Below are 15,328 nucleotides of genomic sequence, written 5' to 3'. Positions count from 1 at the left end.
CAGGATCGGGGACATCAGGGTCGGCAAAGGGTCGGCAAGGGGCGACAAGGGGTTCGCACAGTGCTTCGTCAGGCGTTGCTCGTCGCGTCGCGCAGCGGCGGCGTGCGCTGGGTCGTGAAGACCGCGCCGTTCAGCGGTGATGTCGTCCGCCGGTTCATCGCCGGTGAGACGATCGAGGACGCGGCGCACGTCACCGGTGAGCTGACCGGTGAGGGGTTGCTCGTCACCTTGGACGTCCTGGGTGAGGACACCGGCGACAAGGAACGGGCCGAGGCGAACGTCCAGCACTACATCGAGCTTCTGCAGCGGCTCGGTGCCGCCGGTCTCGGTGCAAGGGCGGAGGTGTCCGTGAAGCTCTCCGCCATCGGCCAGACCTTCGACGATGACCTGGCGCTGAGCAATGCGCGCCGGATCTGCACGGCCGCCCGTTCCGCCGGCACGACGGTCACTCTCGACATGGAGGAGCACACCGCGGTCGACTCGACCCTCGGGGTCGTTCACGAACTGCGGCGCGACTTCCCCGATGTGGGGGCCGTCATCCAGTCGTATCTGCGCCGGGCAGAGGAGCATTGCGCGGAACTCGCCTACGAGGGCTCGCGGGTCAGGCTGTGCAAGGGCGCGTACGCCGCGCCCACGGCGGTGGCCTTCACCGACAAGGAAGAGATCGACAGGTCGTACGTGCGGTGCATGAAGGTGCTGATGGCCGGCGGGGGCTACCCGATGCTGGCCACGCACGACCCGCGGCTCATCGAGATCGCGGGCGCGCTGGCCGTCCTGCACGAAAGGGACGCCGGGTCGTTCGAGTACCAGATGCTCTACGGGATCCGTCCGCAGGAGCAGCGGCGGCTCGCGGCGCATGGCGCGCAGGTCCGCGTGTACGTCGCCTACGGCCGCGAGTGGTACCCGTACTTCATGCGGCGCCTGGCGGAGCGGCCCGCCAACCTGCGCTTCCTCATGCGCTCCCTGGCCGGGCGATCCTGACCCCGGCCCGGCTATAGGCTGGACCGGTCGTTGAAACCCCACGTCAAGGTATGCCGATGATCGCGATTCTGGGTGCCGGGAAGATGGGCGAGGCGCTGCTGTCCGGGGTTCTCCGGGCCGGCCGCCGCCCGTCCGAGCTGATGGCGACCGTGCGCCGTGAGGAGCGCGGGGTGCTGCTGCGCGAGCGGTACGGCATCGAGATCGTGCCGAACGCGGAGGCGGCGGCCAAGGCGGAGACGCTGATCCTGGCGGTCAAACCGCAGGACATGGGCGTCCTGCTGGACGAGGTCGGGCCGCACGTCCCGCCCGGTCGGCTGGTGATCTCGATGGCGGCGGGCATCACGACGGGGTTCGTCGAGGACCGGCTGCCGGACGGCGTCCCCGTCGTCCGCGTCATGTCGAACACGCCCGTCCTCGTGGACCAGGCGATGAGCGTGATCTCGGCCGGGTCGCACGCGGGGGAGGAGCACCTCAAGCTGGCCGAGGAGATGCTGACCCCGGTCGGGAAGGTGCTGCGCATTCCCGAGTCGCTCCAGGACGGCGCGACGGCCCTGTCCGGCAGCGGCCCCGCCTACTTCTACTACCTGGTGGAGGCGATGGTGGACGCGGGCATCCTGCTCGGCATGCCCCGCGCCGCCGCGCTGGAGATGGTCATCCAGTCGGCGGTGGGCGCCGCGGTGATGCTCCGCGACTCCGGTGAGCATCCGGTGCTGCTGCGCGAGGCCGTCACGTCCCCCGGCGGGACGACGATCTCGGCGATCCGGGAACTGGAGCGGCACGGCGTCCGCGCCGCGGTGCTGGAGGCCATCGAGGCCGCCCGCAACCGCGGCCGTGAACTGGCGAGCGGCTGAACCCCGAAAAGTTCATCTTTGAACATTGAGCCGATCGGGGGGTTTCCCCCGTGTTAGGAAGTATGGGACTCATACTCCGCCTGCTCGTCGCCGCCGGACTGGCGGCGGACGCCTACGTGCACTGGGTGTTCGCGCCCGACATGGCCTTCGTGGAGGGCGGCGCCATCGGCGGCGACCTGCTCTTCCGCATCCAGGCCGCGGTCGCCGGAGTCGTCGCCGTGGTGATCCTCACGTATGCGACCCGCTGGGCGTACGCGCTGGCGTTCCTCGTCGCGGCCAGTGCGGTCGGCGCACTCGTGTTCTACTACTACGTCGACGTGGGCGCTCTCGGCCCGCTGCCCGCCATGTACGAGCCGGTCTGGTACGCCGAGAAGACGATCAGCCTGGTCGGTGAGGGCGTCGCGGCTCTCGCCGCCCTGGCCGGGTTCCTTTTCGCGGGACGAGGGAAACGCGAGTCCCAAGAGGTCCTGGAACGCGAACCGGCGGGTCACGTCTGACCCGCCTGACCCACTGGCAGGATGTGCCCCACCCGGCAAGAACTGGCCCACCGGCACGATTGGCCTCATTGGGCCTATAACGGGCAAGTCACCCCGGTTCGGCCGGTGCCGCCCTTACGATGCCTGGGCGGCCTCCCGCCTCCGCCCACGCGGCGGACATCACGTCCCCGTGCTGGTGGCGGGCGCCCTGCTCGCGGGCGGTCTCAGCGCGTGCTGGTGGTCCCCGTCGGTCGCGTTCGCCGTCTCCGCCGCCGTCGGCATCTTCTTCGGCGTCTTCCCCGCCCGCCGCGCCGGACGCCTCGACCCCGTCGTCGCCCTGCGCACGGAGTGAGACGTTCAGGCGGCTTCGGCCCCGGACCGTTCCGCGGCGGGGGGCGCCGTGACCGTGCGGATGAAGCGGCCCGCGTCGCGCATCGCGGCGGCGGACTCCGGCAGGACGCGGTTCAGGATCTGGAAGACGTGCATCTGCCCCTCCCAGACCTGGAGTTCGCAGTCCGCCCCGGCGCTCGTCAGGGCGTCCGCGAGGGCCTCGGCCTCGGGGCGCAGAACCTCGTCGCCGCCGACCTGGATGAGGACGGGCGGCGTGTCCGTCCACGCGCAGGTGAGCAGGGCCAGCCGCGGGTCGTCGAATCCGGCCGGCCCCACTACGAGGCGGGCGACCCGGCGCGCCGAGACGGCGCTGATGTACGGGTCGCGGGCGCGCTGCTGTGCGCGAAGGGAGATCTCGCAGGTCAGGTCGACCCAGGGGGAGAACAGGACGAGCCCGGCGGGGCCCGGCAGCCCGAGGCGGCAGATCTCGCCGGCCAGCGCCGCGGCGAGGTGCCCGCCGGCCGAGTCGCCCGCGAGGACGATGCCGGACGCGGTGACGCCGCGCGCGAGGAGCCACCGGTAGGCGGCGACGGCGTCCTCCAGCGGCGCGGGGAACGGGTGCTCGGGCGCGAGGCGGTACCGGGGGACCAGGACCGGCAGGCCCGTGTCGAGAGCGAGCCGCGACGTGATCGGACGGTGCGTGCGCGGCGAGCACACCACGTAGCCGCCGCCGTGAAGGTACAGGACGGCGCCCCCGGCAGCGCCTCCGGCGGCGTCCTCGGCATCGCGGGAAACGGCCCGCTCGCCGGAGTCGGCCCGCTCGCGGGAAACGATCCACTCGCCGGTGATGGGACGCTCGTCCCGGCCGGTTCCGAGTTGCGGGTCGTTCAGCGGCAGGACGCGGACCCGGGAGCCCGTCCGCATCAGCAGCGCCGCGGCGTCGACCGTCGAGCGGGCGGTGCGGATGCCGACGGCGTGGCCGGGGACGCGGTGAATGATGGGGCGGACGCCCATGCGGAGCGCGCTGCTGATCGCGCGGCTGCGAACGCTCGGCCCCATCTACGTCCCATCTGTAGGTAAATGACGTGCTATCGGTATGCCCATATTCGGTGTGTAATTCACGTCACAAGTTCGTCGCGGAAGGCCGCTCCCCACGGATCCTTGTGGACCAGGTCACGTGACGAAGGCGATACCGTGAGGTCATGAGCAGCGCCGCATCGTCCCCGCCCTCCACGCCCGAGGGCTGCGGGCTTGAGATCTTCTGGGACGAGCGGCTCATCTCCTACGACTTCGGTCCCGGGCATCCCATGAACCCCGTGCGCGTCGAGCTGACGATGGCGCTGGCCCGGGAACTCGGCGTCCTGGCCCGTCCCAACGTGCGGGTGTCGGAGTTCGAAGCGGCGAGCGACAAACTGCTCCGGCTCGTCCACGAGGAGCCTTACATCGCCGCGGTCAAGCACGCGGGCGCGACCGGGCTCCCCGAGATCCGGTACGGCATCGGCACTCCCGACAACCCCGTGTTCCTCGGCATGCACGACGCGTCCGCCCTCGTCGCGGGCGCCTCCGTCGCCGCCGCCGAGGCGGTGTGGACGGGACGCGCCGAGCACGCCGTCAACATCTCCGGCGGGCTGCACCATGCGCTGAGCGGCGCCGCGAGCGGGTTCTGCGTCTACAACGACCCGGCCATCGCGATCGCGTGGCTGCTGGAGAACGGCGCCGGGCGCGTCGCCTACGTCGACATCGACGTCCACCACGGCGACGGTGTCCAGGCCGCCTTCTACGACGACCCGCGCGTCCTCACGATCAGCCTGCACGAGACGCCCCGGACGCTGTTCCCCGGCACCGGTTTCCCCAACGAGACGGGAGCCGAGGGCACGTCCGTCAACATCTCGCTGCCGCCCGGCACGGGCGACCGGCCGTGGCTGCGCGCGTTCGACGCGATCGTCCCGCCGCTGCTGCGCCGGTTCCGCCCGGAGGTCCTCGTCACCCAGCACGGCGCCGACGGCCACGCGCTCGACCCGCTCGCGCACCTCACGCTCAGCGTGGACGGGCAGCGCACCGCCTACGGCATGCTGCACGGGCTCGCGCACGAGACCGCGGGCGGCCGCTGGATCGCCACCGGCGGCGGCGGCTACGAACTGGTCCAGGTCGTGCCGAGGGCGTGGACGCACCTTCTGGCCGAGGCGGCGGGCGGGCCGATCCCGCCGGACACGCCGACGCCGGAGGACTGGCGCGCGTTCGCCCGGCAGCGGACCGAGGAGATCGCCCCCCGCCGGATGACGGACGGGACGGACGTTGTGGAGGTCAGCAGGTGGGGGAATGGCTACGACCCGGCCAATCCGATCGACCAGGCGGTGCTGGCGACGCGTCGGGCGGTGTTCCCCGAGCACGGACTCGACCCGATGACGGACGAATGACGGCCACCGGGACACCGCGGGCGGCCGCACCGAAGCCGGCGCCGAGCAGGGACGAACTGCGCGCCCACCTCGTCCGGACGATGATCGCCGGTGGTGTGGCGACGCCGCGGCAGAACAACCTGCTGCACTACCGGCGGATGGCGGCCGGCCACCCGTACTACCAGTTCGGCCTGGATCTGAAGCCGTCGTGGACGGAGCAGACCGTGCTGGAGATGATGGTCGAACGCTGCGGCGTCGACCCCGATCCCCGGCACATCTACGGGGACGACACCATCGACCCCGAGATAACGCTCGACACCCTTGAGGCGATGGGCGAGCGCATCGGCCTCGCGGCACGCCGCCGGGAGAACGTGGTGATCGCGACGGGGCATCCGGCGACGCTGACGCCGCTGTACCAGGCGGTCGCGCAGGTGCTGGCGGACGCGGGCTGCCGGGTGCTGACGCCCGCGGCGGGCTGGACGTACGAGATCGACGTCGGCTACGGCGGCCTGGAACTGCGGCGCATCGTCCACGCCGAGCCCGGGGTGGCGATGCTGGAGGGCGACGACCGGCGGACGCACCACACGCACGACCCGCACCCGATGCAGGCCATGCTCCGCGAGCTGACCGTTGGCGAGCTGCCCAATACTGCTTCTGGGGGCGACGCGGAAGCTAAACCTGATATTTGGCCGGATCTGGCCATCGCCGATCACGGCTGGGCGGGGGCCGCCGGGCAGGCGGGCATCGACACCGTCGGGTTCGCTGACTGTAATGATCCGGCGCTGTTCGCGGGCGCCGCCGAAGGCAAGATCGACGTCGTCGTCCCGCTCGACGACGGCATCGCTCCGCACCACTATGCGCCTCTGACCGCGTACATCCTTGATCACGCGGGTCTGTACGCGCCCCGCTGACCCCGCTCGCCCCCACGCGTCCGTCCGCCCCGGCCGGCGTCGTACCGCCGAATGCGGCCCAGATGCCGTCCCGGGGGTCACTGCGTGTGACAGGGCGGCCGTAACGTGACTGATGGGCTTGCGGGACGCCATCGGGGACAGCGGAACCGCAGGTCAGCGCGGGGTCCCGGTTGACAACCGTTCGCTGGGCCACTCCTTGCGCCACTCCCTGTGTGGTCGCGTCCACGCTCTGTACGGAATCAGCACTGTGGCCCTTCGGTGAGGTCCGGATACGGAAATGTGCGGAACTCCCCTCTTGCGACTGCCGATACGCGATTTACGCTGGAGGAAGTACACGTGCGTGATCAAAGTCACCCAAAGGGCCGGTGCGCGGCACGTGTGGAAGAGGGCGTCCGATGACCTCAGGCGAGCGACCTCTGAGCGAGGTCAGGTTCCTGACCGTGGCCGAAGTGGCCTCGGTGATGCGGGTGTCCAAGATGACCGTCTATCGCCTAGTCCACTCCGGCGAGCTGCCCGCGATCCGCGTGGGCCGTTCGTTCCGGGTTCCCGAGCAGGCCGTTCACGACTACCTGCGCGACGCGTACATCGAAGCCGGATAACGGGTAAGGGCGGGGCATGAGCCACAACCCCGCCGCATACTCCACACCCGGCCGCGCAGGGGGCATCGGGACGGACCCCCGGGAACGTCCCGAAGCTGGGGAAGCAGGACGAGGACCGGCAGAACGGTCCGGACACCGAACGGGACGGGCGGTGGCCACCACCCGGTGGCCACCCGCCATGCCCGCCCGTGCGGAACGGTACCCGGCGCCGCGCGACGCGCGGTGCCGGCCTCCGTGTGCCCGCACACGCGGGCCGGGCAGCGCGCCGCGGCCCGGGGCACGGCGTGATCTCCCCCTGTACAGCGGTAGTCTTGGGCCGCGGACCGTGCGCGCGCCTCGAGTGACGCTCGCCAGCGGCACGCCCGTCTCCTGCACTACACCCGATACGCCGAGCGAGGTCTCGTGGGCTCTGTCATCAAAAAGCGACGCAAGCGGATGGCCAAGAAGAAGCACCGCAAGCTGCTGAAGAAGACGCGCATCCAGCGTCGCAACAAGAAGTAGTAGTCACGCCGGCCAGTAAGCCGTAAGGGGTGGGGCGCACAGTGTCCTCGATGCCCGCCGCCGCGGCCCGTGTCGTCCTCGTCACGGGCGTGTCCCGTTTCCTGGGGGCGCGGGTCGCGAACACCCTGCAAGCCGAACCGGGCATCGAGCGTGTCATCGGCGTGGACACGGTGCCGCCCGAGCCGACGCCCGGAATGTCGCTCGGCCGTACCGAGTTCGTCCGCGTCGACATACGCACGCCCAGCATCGCGAACATCATCGCGTCGGCCGGGGTCGACACGGTGGTGCACCTCAACCTGGTGACCTCCTCGTCCGTCCCGCGGGCGAAGGCGAAAGAGTTCAACGTCATCGGCACGATGCAGCTGCTCGCGGCCTGCCAGCGCTCGCCCGACATGCGCAAGCTCGTCGTGCGGTCCTCGGCCGCCGTGTACGGCTCGTCGCCGATGGACCCCGCCGTGTTCACCGAGCGGGACGAGCCCGTCGAGGCGCCCACGTCCGGTTACGCCAAGGACGCGGTCGAGGTCGAGGGCTACGTCCGGGGGCTGATGCGGCGCCGGTCCGATCTCACCGTGTCGGTGCTGCGGTTCGCGAACTTCCTCGGCCCCGGCGTCGACTCCCCGCTCACCCGGTACATGCACCTGCCGGTCGTCCCGACGGTGCTGGGCTTCGACCCGCGGCTGCAGTTCGTCCACGAGGACGACGGCGTCGAGGTGCTGCGCCGCATGACCGTCGAGGACCATCCCGGTTGCTACAACGTCGCCGGAGACGGCGTCCTGCTGCTGTCCCAGGCGCTCCGCCGCGCCGGACGTCCCTACCTGCCCGTCCCGTCGCCGTCCATCTCGGTGCTCGGCGATGTGGGACGGCGGTTCGCGGGGCTGTCCGGGTTCTCGCCGGAGCTCCTGCGCTGGCTAACCTACGGCCGGGTCATCGACACCACCGCCCTGCAGGACGAACTGTCGTGGCGTCCCAAGTACGGCTCGGAGGCGGCCTTCGCCGACTTCGCCGACGCCCAGGGCTTCGGCCACGGCCGCCTGACCTCCCTGTTCGGACGTCCATGAAGGGGAGCCCGGGATGATGAACGCCCACCGCAAGGACGACGACGGCAACGACGACGGCGCGCGGGTCATCCGCCTGGCCTCGGCCCGCCGCGACGACGAGCCGCCGGGACGCTCCGAACACGGGCCTTCCGAACACGGGCCGTTCGAGCGCGGCATCGCGTCCGGCCTGGCGTTCCTGCGCCGCCGCCTGTCCGGCGAGTACGAGGTCGACGAGTTCGGCTTCGACCCGGAGTTCAACTCCACCGTCCTGCTGCCCCTCGCCCGCGCCCTCTACGAGCACTGGTTCCGCGTCGAACTCGCCGGTGTGGACAACATCCCGGACGGCGCCGCCCTCCTCGTCGCCAACCACTCCGGCACCGTCCCCCTCGACGCGCTCATGCTGTCGGTCGCCCTGCACGACCACGCCGACCGGCAGGTCCGCCTGCTCGGCGCCGACCTCGTGTACCAGATCCCGCTGCTCGGGCACCTGTCCCGCAAGGCCGGGCACACCCTCGCCTGCCAGGCCGACGCCGCCCGCCTGCTCGGCAAGGGCGAACTCGTCGGCGTCTTCCCCGAGGGCTTCAAGGGCGTCGGCAAACCCTTCTCCGACCGCTACAAGCTCCAGCGCTTCGGGCGCGGCGGCTTCGTCGGAACCGCCCTGCGCTCCGGCGTCCCCATCGTCCCGTGCGCCATCGTGGGCGCCGAGGAGATCTACCCCAAGATCGCCGACCTGCGCCCGCTGGCCCGCCTCCTCGGCCTCCCGTACTTCCCGGTCACCCCGACGTTCCCGCTCCTCGGCCCGGCCGGGCTCGTCCCGCTCCCGTCCAAATGGATGATCCAGTTCGGCGAGCCCATGACCCTGGACGAGTACGACGCCGACGCCGCCGACGACCCCATGACGGTCTTCAACATCACCGACCACGTCCGCGAGAACGTCCAGCAGATGCTCTACGACACCCTCCTCCGCCGAGGGCCCGCCTTCCTCTGACCGGCCTCTGGTGCCACCTCGGCCGTTCGCGTCGCCGGGCCGGTGGCGGGCCGTGCGTTCACGCCTCGGCTTGGTCCTTGCCGTGGGTGGGGACGATGTCGAGTTCGTCCATGCGGCGGGTGGCCCATTCCCCCAGGGCACCGAGCGCCGCGTAGAGCGCAACGCCCTGGTCCGTCAGCTCGTACTCGACCCGGGGCGGGGTCTCCTCGAACACGGTCCGCCGGACGATTTCGTCCGCTTCAAGCGCGCGTAGCTGCTGGGTGAGCACCTTTTCACTGACGCCGGGGAGGCTGCGGCGCAACTCGCCGAACCGGTGGAGCCGCTCGTCCAGCGCCCACAGGATCAGCGCTTTCCACTTCCCCCCGACGACGTCCATCGCGGCGTCAAGGGCACAGATGTAACGCACTTCGAAGTGCGTGGTTACTCAAAAGTCAGTCACGTGACCAGCGTCGATCATGCCGCCATGCATGGGGAGACATGACCAGACCGATCAGAAATCGAGAAGCACGGGAACCGGGTCGCGCCTAGCGTGACCGCCATGGCTTCCATCGAATCCATCACTCTCGAAGTGGACGACCACGTGGCCGCCGAGCGGTTCTACGCCACTGCCTTCGGTTTGGGCGCCCAGCTGCGCCTGCGGGCCTCGGACGCACCGACGACCGGCTTCCGCGGGTTCGCGGTGTCGCTCATCGTGGCCCAGCCCGCCGATGCCGACGCCCTTGTCGACGCCGCCCTCGACGCCGGCGCCACGTCGCTGAAGTCGGCCAAGAAGTCGCTCTGGGGCTACGGCGGCGTCGTCCAGGCCCCGGACGGGACCATCTGGACGGTCGCGTCGTCGGCGAAGAAGGACACCGGCCCGGCCTCCCGGCAGATTGACGAGATCGTCCTCCAGCTGGGAGTCGCGGACGTGGCCGAGAGCAAGCGGTTCTACGTCAACCGCGGCCTTGCCGTGACGAAGAGCTATGGCCGCAAGTACGTCGAGTTCGCCGCCCCGTCGAGTCCCGTCAAGCTGTCGCTGAACAAGCGCGGCGCCCTCGCCAAGGTCGCCGGCGTCGCTCCCGAAGGCACCGGATCGCACCGCCTCGTGATCGGCGGCGATGCCGGGCCCTTCACCGACCCGGACGGCTTCGTGTGGCGCCGACCGTGAGCGGGCATTCGTGGAGAACGTATGAGAGCCCGCGTGAAACCGGCGTGAAAGCGGGCTGAAAGCGCAGGCGCGCACGCTTCGGTCATGAACACAGGACCACGGCAGACGGCCATTCATGCGGCCGGGCTTCGGAAGGCGTTCGGGGAGAAGGTCGTCCTCGACGGAATCGATATGGACGTAGCGCGCGGGACGGTCTTCTCGCTGCTCGGGCCGAACGGGGCGGGGAAGACCACGGCGGTGCGAATCCTGTCCACGTTGATTCGTGCGGACGGAGGCGAGGCGCGGGTCGCGGGACGGGACATCGCGAGGGATCCCGACGGGGTGCGCAGGGCGATCGGTGTCACCGGGCAGTACTCGGCGGTGGACGGGCTGCTGACCGGGCGGGAGAACCTGATCCTGATGGCGGACCTGCACCGGCTGGGCAAGGCCCCGGGACGCAGGGCGGCCGACGAGTTGCTGGAGCGGCTCGGTCTGGTGGAGGCGGCGAACAGGACGGCCGCCACGTACTCGGGCGGGATGCGGCGGCGGCTCGACCTTGCGATGACGCTGATCGGCGACCCCCAGATCATCTTTCTGGACGAGCCGACGACCGGGCTCGACCCGCGGAGCCGGCGGACGATGTGGGAGATCGTCCGCGGCCTCGTCCGGCGCGGCGTGACGATCTTCCTGACGACGCAGTACCTGGAGGAGGCGGACCACCTCGCCGACAGGATCGCGGTCCTGGACGGCGGGCGGCTGGTCGCCGAGGGCACGTCGGACGAGCTGAAGCGGCTGGTTCCGGGCGGGCACGTCCGGCTGCGGTTCGGGGATCCGGTGGCGCTGGACGCGGCCGCCCGGCTCCTCGGCGTGGTCGCGCGGGACGATGACGCCCTCGCGTTGCAGGTGCCGGGCGACGGCGGTGTCCGGTCGCTGCGGGCGCTGCTCGGGCGGCTGGAGGACGCGTCGATCGACGTCGGGGAGCTGTCCGTGCACACCCCCGACCTGGACGACGTGTTCCTGGCGCTCACCGGGCGCCCCCAGAACGAGACGGCATGCCACCGGAAGGAAACGGGACGCCCTCAGATCGAGGCCGGGCGCCCCCGGAGCGGGAAGGCGAACACGCGGTGACGACCCTCACGCACGCGGCGACGGACTCCGCGACGATGCTGCGCCGCAACCTGCGGCACGCGCTGCGCTACCCGTCCCTGTCGATCGCCGGGATGATGACGCCGATCTTCATCATGATGCTGTTCGTCGGCGTGTTCGGGAACGCGCTCGGCGAGGGCGTCGGCGGGCCGGCGAAGGGCGACTACATCACCTATGTCGCGCCGGGGATCATCCTGATGGCCGTCGCGTCCGGATGCCTGACGACGTCGGTGTCGGTGTCCCTGGACATGACCGAGGGCATCGTCGACAGGTTCCGGACGATGGCGATCGCGCGGGTGTCGCTGCTCACCGGGCATGTCGTCGGCAGCATGATCCAGACGGTGATCAGCACGGCCGCGGTCATCGGGGTCGCGGTCGCGATGGGGTTCCGGACGGACGGGAGCCTCCTCGACTGGCTCGCCGCGATCGGGCTGCTGGTCCTGCTCATATTCGCGCTGACGTGGGTGGCGGTCGCGCTGGGGCTGCTGGCGAAGACCCCGGAGGGCGCGAGCAACTCGCCGCTGATCATCCAGTTCCTGCCGTTCGTGGGCAGCGCGATCGTCCCGCCGGAGTCGATGCCGGCCGGGGTGCGGTGGTTCGCCGAGTACCAGCCGTTCACCCCGATCATCGAGACGCTCCGGGGGCTGCTGGTCGGCACGCCGGACGCCCAGGACGCGGTGGTCTCCGTCGCGTGGTGTGCGGGACTCGCCGCGGGCGGCTACGTGCTGTCGAAGGTGCTGTTCGACCGCAAGGCCCCCCGCTAATCCCCGTTAGCCGCGCCGGCCGCGAGTTCGCGGACGGCGTTGCGCAGCTCGGCGCCGCCCAGGCCGGCGTACCTCGACACGGCGTCGAGGTACGCCGGCGCGTCGGCGTCCTCGGCGGCGCGGCGGGCCGCCGACGCGGACATGGTCGGCTGGAAGTTCCGGACGAAGTGCAGCCGCTCCGCCAGCGCGATCGTGCGGGCGGCCCGCGTCCGGACGTCCGGCGGCGCTTCGGCGGGGCCGCCGGCGCGGGCGAGGTCGGCCAGGGCGAGGGCCAGCAGGATGCCGCCGCAGAGGGGCAGGTCCATGAAGAAGGCCGGCAGCGTGGCGGGTGCGTGGGCGAGCAGTCCCGTCAGTTTGCCGGGCAGCCCGGCCGCGATGTCGCCGACCAGGTCGAGGCGCCCGTGCCGCGCGTGGGCGACGACGGTGACGCAGTGGCCTTCGAGCTCCCACGGGTCCAGGCCGGGCGCCGACATGGGGTTCTCTTCGTCCGCCAGCCGCTGCACCGCCTGCCGCCAGAGCCGCAGGCCGGTTTCGGTGTCGCCGCGGCTGAAGGCGATCTCCGCGCGGGCGCCGAGGTTGAACGTGGCGGTGCCGAACGTCTCGTCCGGGCCGGACACGAGCGACTGGTCGAGCCAGTGTTCCGCCCGGTCGACGTTGCCGAGGCTGATGTCGGCGGCCGCGAGCGCCCACAGGAGCCCGAACATGTCGGAACCTCCGTGCTCTTTGAGCAGGTCCAGGGACACGTGCAGGTGGTGCGCGGCCCGCTCGCCCCGGTCGAGCTGCAGCAGCAGTTCGCTGAGCCGCGAGTGGGCGAGCAGCCTGAGCCATGGAGTGTGCTGATCGCCGGACGCGGGCAGCATCGCCTCGGTGGCCGCGAGCGCGCCGGTCAGGTCGCCGTCACGTTCCCGGATGTAGCCGGCGACGCAGTTCGCGAGGGCGGCCAGAAGCGGCTCGCCGCTCGCGCGCATCCGGTCGAGGACGGCCGCGCCGCCGTCCGGGTCGAGGATCTCCGGCCCGGCGGCCATCAGGATCGCCATGGCCCGGATGAGGCTGGTCGGCGCCGCCGGCGGCAGGCGGCGCAGCGCGACGAGGGTGCGCGTCGGCCGCGGTCCTTTCAGCAGGAGCGACGTCAGGGTGCTGACGGTGAGGGCCGTCCGGGTCGTCTCGACGTCTTCGGACCCGGGGCGGAAGCGGCTCAGCAGCCCGGCGGTCTCCTCGGCCATGACGATCAGCCGGTCGTACGCGGACTCCAGCATCCACATGCCGCCCAGGACCGCGGTCACCGCCGCGACGGCCGGGCCGTCCCCGCGGGCGAGCCCATGGCGGAGCGCCTGCAGCAGGTTGTCCTGCTCGACCCGGACGCGCGCCAAGGGCTCGGACCCGAACAGGGCCTCCTGATGCGCGGCGCCGTACTCCCGCGCCCAGGCGAGCAGCCCGTCGATCGCGCGGTCCGTCCCGCCTTCGGCCCCCTCCCCCTCGCGGTGGGCCGCGCTGAACTCCCGGACGCTCTCCAGCATCCGGAATCGCGTCCCGGAGCCGCTCTCGGTCATTTCGAGCAGCGACTGGCCGACGAGGTCTTCCAGGGTGTCGAGGGTTCTCAGGGTGTCGCCGCCCAGGAAATGGCGCGCCGCGTCCGCGGTGAAACCGGCGGAGAAGATCGACAGCGACCGCATGGCGTCCCGCCCGGACGGGCTGAGGAGGTTCCAGCTCCAGTCGACGACGGCATGCATGGTGCGGTGCCTGGACGGCGCGTCGCGCGCGTTGCCGCGCAGCAGCGCGAACCGGTCGTCCAGCCCGCGGGTGATTTCGGGCACCGACATGACGCGGACGCGCGCCGCCGCCAGCTCGACGGCGAGCGGCAGCCCGTCCAGGTGCCGGCACAGCTCCTCCACCGCGTCCGCCGGGAGGTCGGCGTCCGGCCGGGCCGCGTGCGCGCGCTGCCGGAACAGCTCCACGGCGGTCGGCAGGTCCAGCGCGGGCAGCGGGTACACCGACTCCGACGACAGGCCGAGCGGCGCGCGGCTCGTGGTGAGGACACGCAGGTCCCGCGTCATCGACACCAGGCCGCCGACCAGGGCGGCGGCGCCGTCGGCGACGTGCTCGCAGTTGTCCAGGACGAGCAGTGCCGGGCCCTGCCCGAGCGTCTCCGCGATCCCGCCGAGCCGGTCCGCCGCCCCGCCGAGGCGGCCGGGGGCGGCCCGGCGCGGGTCGCCGACGCCGAGGACGGACGCCACCTCGGCCGCCACGTCCTCGTTCCGGGCGACGCCGGCGAGCGCGACGACGTGCACGGCCGGCTGCGGGGCGTCGCGCGCCACGGCGTTCGCGAGCCGGGTCTTGCCGAGCCCGCCCGGCCCGACGATCGAGGTGACGCGTGAGGTGCGCAGCAGATCCCGCACGGCGGCAAGGGCGCCGGCGCGGCCGAGCAGCGGGTTCGGCTCGTGCGCGACGCCTCGCCGTACGGCGGGTGCCTCGTCCCGCAGCAGCCCCTGCTGGACGGCCTTGAGCGCGGCCCCCGGGTCGGTGCCGAGTTCGTCGCGCAGCGAGCGCCGGTAGGACTCGTACCGGGTCAGCGCGGCGGACGGGCCGGCGGTCGCCGCCTCGCAGCGCAGAAGTTCGGCGAGGACCTCCTCGTCCCGGGGGGACGCGCGGGCGACGGCGGTGAGCGCGTCGAACCCCTCCGCGTGCCGGTCGAGCCGCGCCAGCGCCAGCGCACGGGCACGCACCAGCGCCCGGTACGTCGAGGCCCTCTTCGTGCGCAGCACGGACAGCGGATCGGACAACAGCGGATCGGACAGCGGATCGTCTCCGTCGTCCGGCTCCGGAGGTGCGTCCCACAGCGCGAGGCCCTCCACGGCGTGTGTGAGCGCGCCCGCCTGGTCGCCGTCGCGAGAGCACCGGGCGCTCGCGGACGCGGCGAGCAGCACGGCCGACGCGTCCACTTCGGGCTCGTCCAGCCCCAGCCGGTACCCGGACGGGGTGCTCACGATGACGTCCGCGCCGAGCTGTGACCGCGCCCGTGAGACGACGACCTGGAGCGCCTTGGACGGGTTCTCCGGACGCTCGTCCGGCCACAGCCCCTCGACCAGGCGGACGACGGGCACGCCCGCCCGCGGCTCCTCCGCGAGCAGCGCGAGCAGGCCGCGCAGCCGGGGGCTCGTGACATCCCGCCCACGGCAGGCGACGCGGGACAACAACGCCAGTTCGACGCTCACGCGAAAAGGC

The 15,328-nt window shown here is 71.8% G+C and carries 16 protein-coding genes; 13 read left to right on the top strand and 3 right to left on the bottom strand.

Annotated elements, in window-relative coordinates; translation table 11 throughout:
• Positions 1–60: 60 nt before the first annotated feature.
• The 4 genes from ACGFK0_RS17115 to ACGFK0_RS17100 all read left to right on the top strand — a co-directional run bounded on the left by ACGFK0_RS17115 (position 61) and on the right by ACGFK0_RS17100 (position 2,660).
• Positions 61–981 carry a proline dehydrogenase family protein gene (locus ACGFK0_RS17115; protein WP_392905790.1) on the top strand — a complete coding sequence of 307 codons (921 nt, stop codon included), beginning with the start codon at positions 61–63 and terminating at the stop codon, positions 979–981.
• 56 nt (positions 982–1,037) lie between these two features.
• Positions 1,038–1,832 carry a pyrroline-5-carboxylate reductase gene (gene proC / locus ACGFK0_RS17110; protein ID WP_392905788.1) on the top strand — a complete coding sequence of 265 codons (795 nt, stop codon included), beginning with the start codon at positions 1,038–1,040 and terminating at the stop codon, positions 1,830–1,832.
• 62 nt (positions 1,833–1,894) lie between these two features.
• On the top strand, positions 1,895–2,329 hold the full coding sequence (locus ACGFK0_RS17105) for a hypothetical protein (RefSeq protein WP_392905786.1): 435 nt from the start codon (positions 1,895–1,897) through the stop codon (positions 2,327–2,329).
• 169 nt (positions 2,330–2,498) lie between these two features.
• Positions 2,499–2,660 carry an ABC transporter permease gene (locus ACGFK0_RS17100; RefSeq protein ID WP_392905783.1) on the top strand — a complete coding sequence of 54 codons (162 nt, stop codon included), beginning with the start codon at positions 2,499–2,501 and terminating at the stop codon, positions 2,658–2,660.
• A gap of 5 nt (positions 2,661–2,665) precedes the next feature.
• Here ACGFK0_RS17100 and ACGFK0_RS17095 read toward each other — a convergent pair whose 3' ends face one another.
• Entirely contained in the window at positions 2,666–3,697 is a 1,032-nt protein-coding gene (locus ACGFK0_RS17095) for an alpha/beta hydrolase (protein ID WP_392905781.1), read from the bottom strand.
• Between the two features lie 143 nt (positions 3,698–3,840).
• On the opposite strand from ACGFK0_RS17095, the gene ACGFK0_RS17090 reads away from it, so the two are divergent.
• From ACGFK0_RS17090 to ACGFK0_RS17065, 6 genes are all read left to right on the top strand, one after another.
• Positions 3,841–5,055: an acetoin utilization protein AcuC gene (locus tag ACGFK0_RS17090; RefSeq protein WP_392905779.1), complete on the top strand. Its 1,215-nt coding sequence runs from the start codon at positions 3,841–3,843 to the stop codon at positions 5,053–5,055.
• Positions 5,052–5,945 carry a phosphatase gene (locus tag ACGFK0_RS17085; RefSeq protein WP_392905777.1) on the top strand — a complete coding sequence of 298 codons (894 nt, stop codon included), beginning with the start codon at positions 5,052–5,054 and terminating at the stop codon, positions 5,943–5,945. Before ACGFK0_RS17090 ends, ACGFK0_RS17085 begins: the two co-directional genes overlap by 4 nt.
• A gap of 395 nt (positions 5,946–6,340) precedes the next feature.
• Entirely contained in the window at positions 6,341–6,544 is a 204-nt protein-coding gene (locus ACGFK0_RS17080; protein ID WP_131877351.1) for a helix-turn-helix domain-containing protein, read from the top strand.
• A gap of 402 nt (positions 6,545–6,946) precedes the next feature.
• A complete protein-coding gene (locus tag ACGFK0_RS17075) occupies positions 6,947–7,045 on the top strand; it encodes a 30S ribosomal protein bS22 (protein WP_018654693.1) in 99 nt (32 codons plus the stop codon).
• Between the two features lie 50 nt (positions 7,046–7,095).
• On the top strand, positions 7,096–8,103 hold the full coding sequence (locus ACGFK0_RS17070) for an NAD-dependent epimerase/dehydratase family protein (protein WP_392905773.1): 1,008 nt from the start codon (positions 7,096–7,098) through the stop codon (positions 8,101–8,103).
• Positions 8,104–8,116: 13 nt separating this feature from the next.
• Positions 8,117–9,070, top strand: coding sequence for a lysophospholipid acyltransferase family protein (locus tag ACGFK0_RS17065; protein ID WP_392905771.1), 954 nt, complete (start codon positions 8,117–8,119; stop codon positions 9,068–9,070).
• A 58-nt stretch (positions 9,071–9,128) separates the two neighbouring features.
• Here the strand turns inward: ACGFK0_RS17065 and ACGFK0_RS17060 are convergent, their stop codons facing one another.
• A complete protein-coding gene (locus tag ACGFK0_RS17060; protein WP_392905769.1) occupies positions 9,129–9,476 on the bottom strand; it encodes a winged helix-turn-helix transcriptional regulator in 348 nt (115 codons plus the stop codon).
• 132 nt (positions 9,477–9,608) lie between these two features.
• Here ACGFK0_RS17060 and ACGFK0_RS17055 point away from each other — a divergent pair, with 132 nt between their 5' ends.
• The 3 genes from ACGFK0_RS17055 (at position 9,609) to ACGFK0_RS17045 (ending at position 12,106) form a co-directional block, all read left to right on the top strand.
• Positions 9,609–10,217, top strand: coding sequence for a glyoxalase (locus ACGFK0_RS17055; RefSeq protein WP_392905766.1), 609 nt, complete (start codon positions 9,609–9,611; stop codon positions 10,215–10,217).
• Between the two features lie 84 nt (positions 10,218–10,301).
• Positions 10,302–11,324: an ATP-binding cassette domain-containing protein gene (locus tag ACGFK0_RS17050; protein WP_392905764.1), complete on the top strand. Its 1,023-nt coding sequence runs from the start codon at positions 10,302–10,304 to the stop codon at positions 11,322–11,324.
• Positions 11,321–12,106: an ABC transporter permease gene (locus ACGFK0_RS17045; RefSeq protein WP_392905761.1), complete on the top strand. Its 786-nt coding sequence runs from the start codon at positions 11,321–11,323 to the stop codon at positions 12,104–12,106. Before ACGFK0_RS17050 ends, ACGFK0_RS17045 begins: the two co-directional genes overlap by 4 nt.
• Here ACGFK0_RS17045 and ACGFK0_RS17040 read toward each other — a convergent pair.
• Entirely contained in the window at positions 12,103–15,318 is a 3,216-nt protein-coding gene (locus ACGFK0_RS17040; protein ID WP_392905759.1) for an ATP-binding protein, read from the bottom strand. The two genes, ACGFK0_RS17045 and ACGFK0_RS17040, sit on opposite strands and share 4 nt — an antisense overlap.
• Positions 15,319–15,328: the final 10 nt, after the last annotated feature.

The sequence above is a fragment of the Spirillospora sp. NPDC048823 genome (assembly GCF_043198445.1).
GTDB lineage: Bacteria > Actinomycetota > Actinomycetes > Streptosporangiales > Streptosporangiaceae > Spirillospora.
The sequence above is the reverse complement of the archived record's forward strand: the minus strand, read 5'-3'. Positions and strand labels throughout refer to the sequence as shown.

Bases quoted from the DNA above. Each gene is read 5' to 3' on its own strand.
- proC (WP_392905788.1), top strand. From the start codon at position 1,038: ATGATCGCGATTCTGGGTGCCGGGAAGATGGGCGAGGCGCTGCTGTCC.
- ACGFK0_RS17105 (WP_392905786.1), top strand. From the start codon at position 1,895: ATGGGACTCATACTCCGCCTGCTCGTCGCCGCCGGACTGGCGGCGGAC.
- ACGFK0_RS17095 (WP_392905781.1), bottom strand. From the start codon at position 3,697: ATGGGGCCGAGCGTTCGCAGCCGCGCGATCAGCAGCGCGCTCCGCATG.
- ACGFK0_RS17090 (WP_392905779.1), top strand. From the start codon at position 3,841: ATGAGCAGCGCCGCATCGTCCCCGCCCTCCACGCCCGAGGGCTGCGGG.
- ACGFK0_RS17085 (WP_392905777.1), top strand. From the start codon at position 5,052: ATGACGGCCACCGGGACACCGCGGGCGGCCGCACCGAAGCCGGCGCCG.
- ACGFK0_RS17080 (WP_131877351.1), top strand. From the start codon at position 6,341: ATGACCTCAGGCGAGCGACCTCTGAGCGAGGTCAGGTTCCTGACCGTG.
- ACGFK0_RS17070 (WP_392905773.1), top strand. From the start codon at position 7,096: ATGCCCGCCGCCGCGGCCCGTGTCGTCCTCGTCACGGGCGTGTCCCGT.
- ACGFK0_RS17065 (WP_392905771.1), top strand. From the start codon at position 8,117: ATGATGAACGCCCACCGCAAGGACGACGACGGCAACGACGACGGCGCG.
- ACGFK0_RS17055 (WP_392905766.1), top strand. From the start codon at position 9,609: ATGGCTTCCATCGAATCCATCACTCTCGAAGTGGACGACCACGTGGCC.
- ACGFK0_RS17050 (WP_392905764.1), top strand. From the start codon at position 10,302: ATGAACACAGGACCACGGCAGACGGCCATTCATGCGGCCGGGCTTCGG.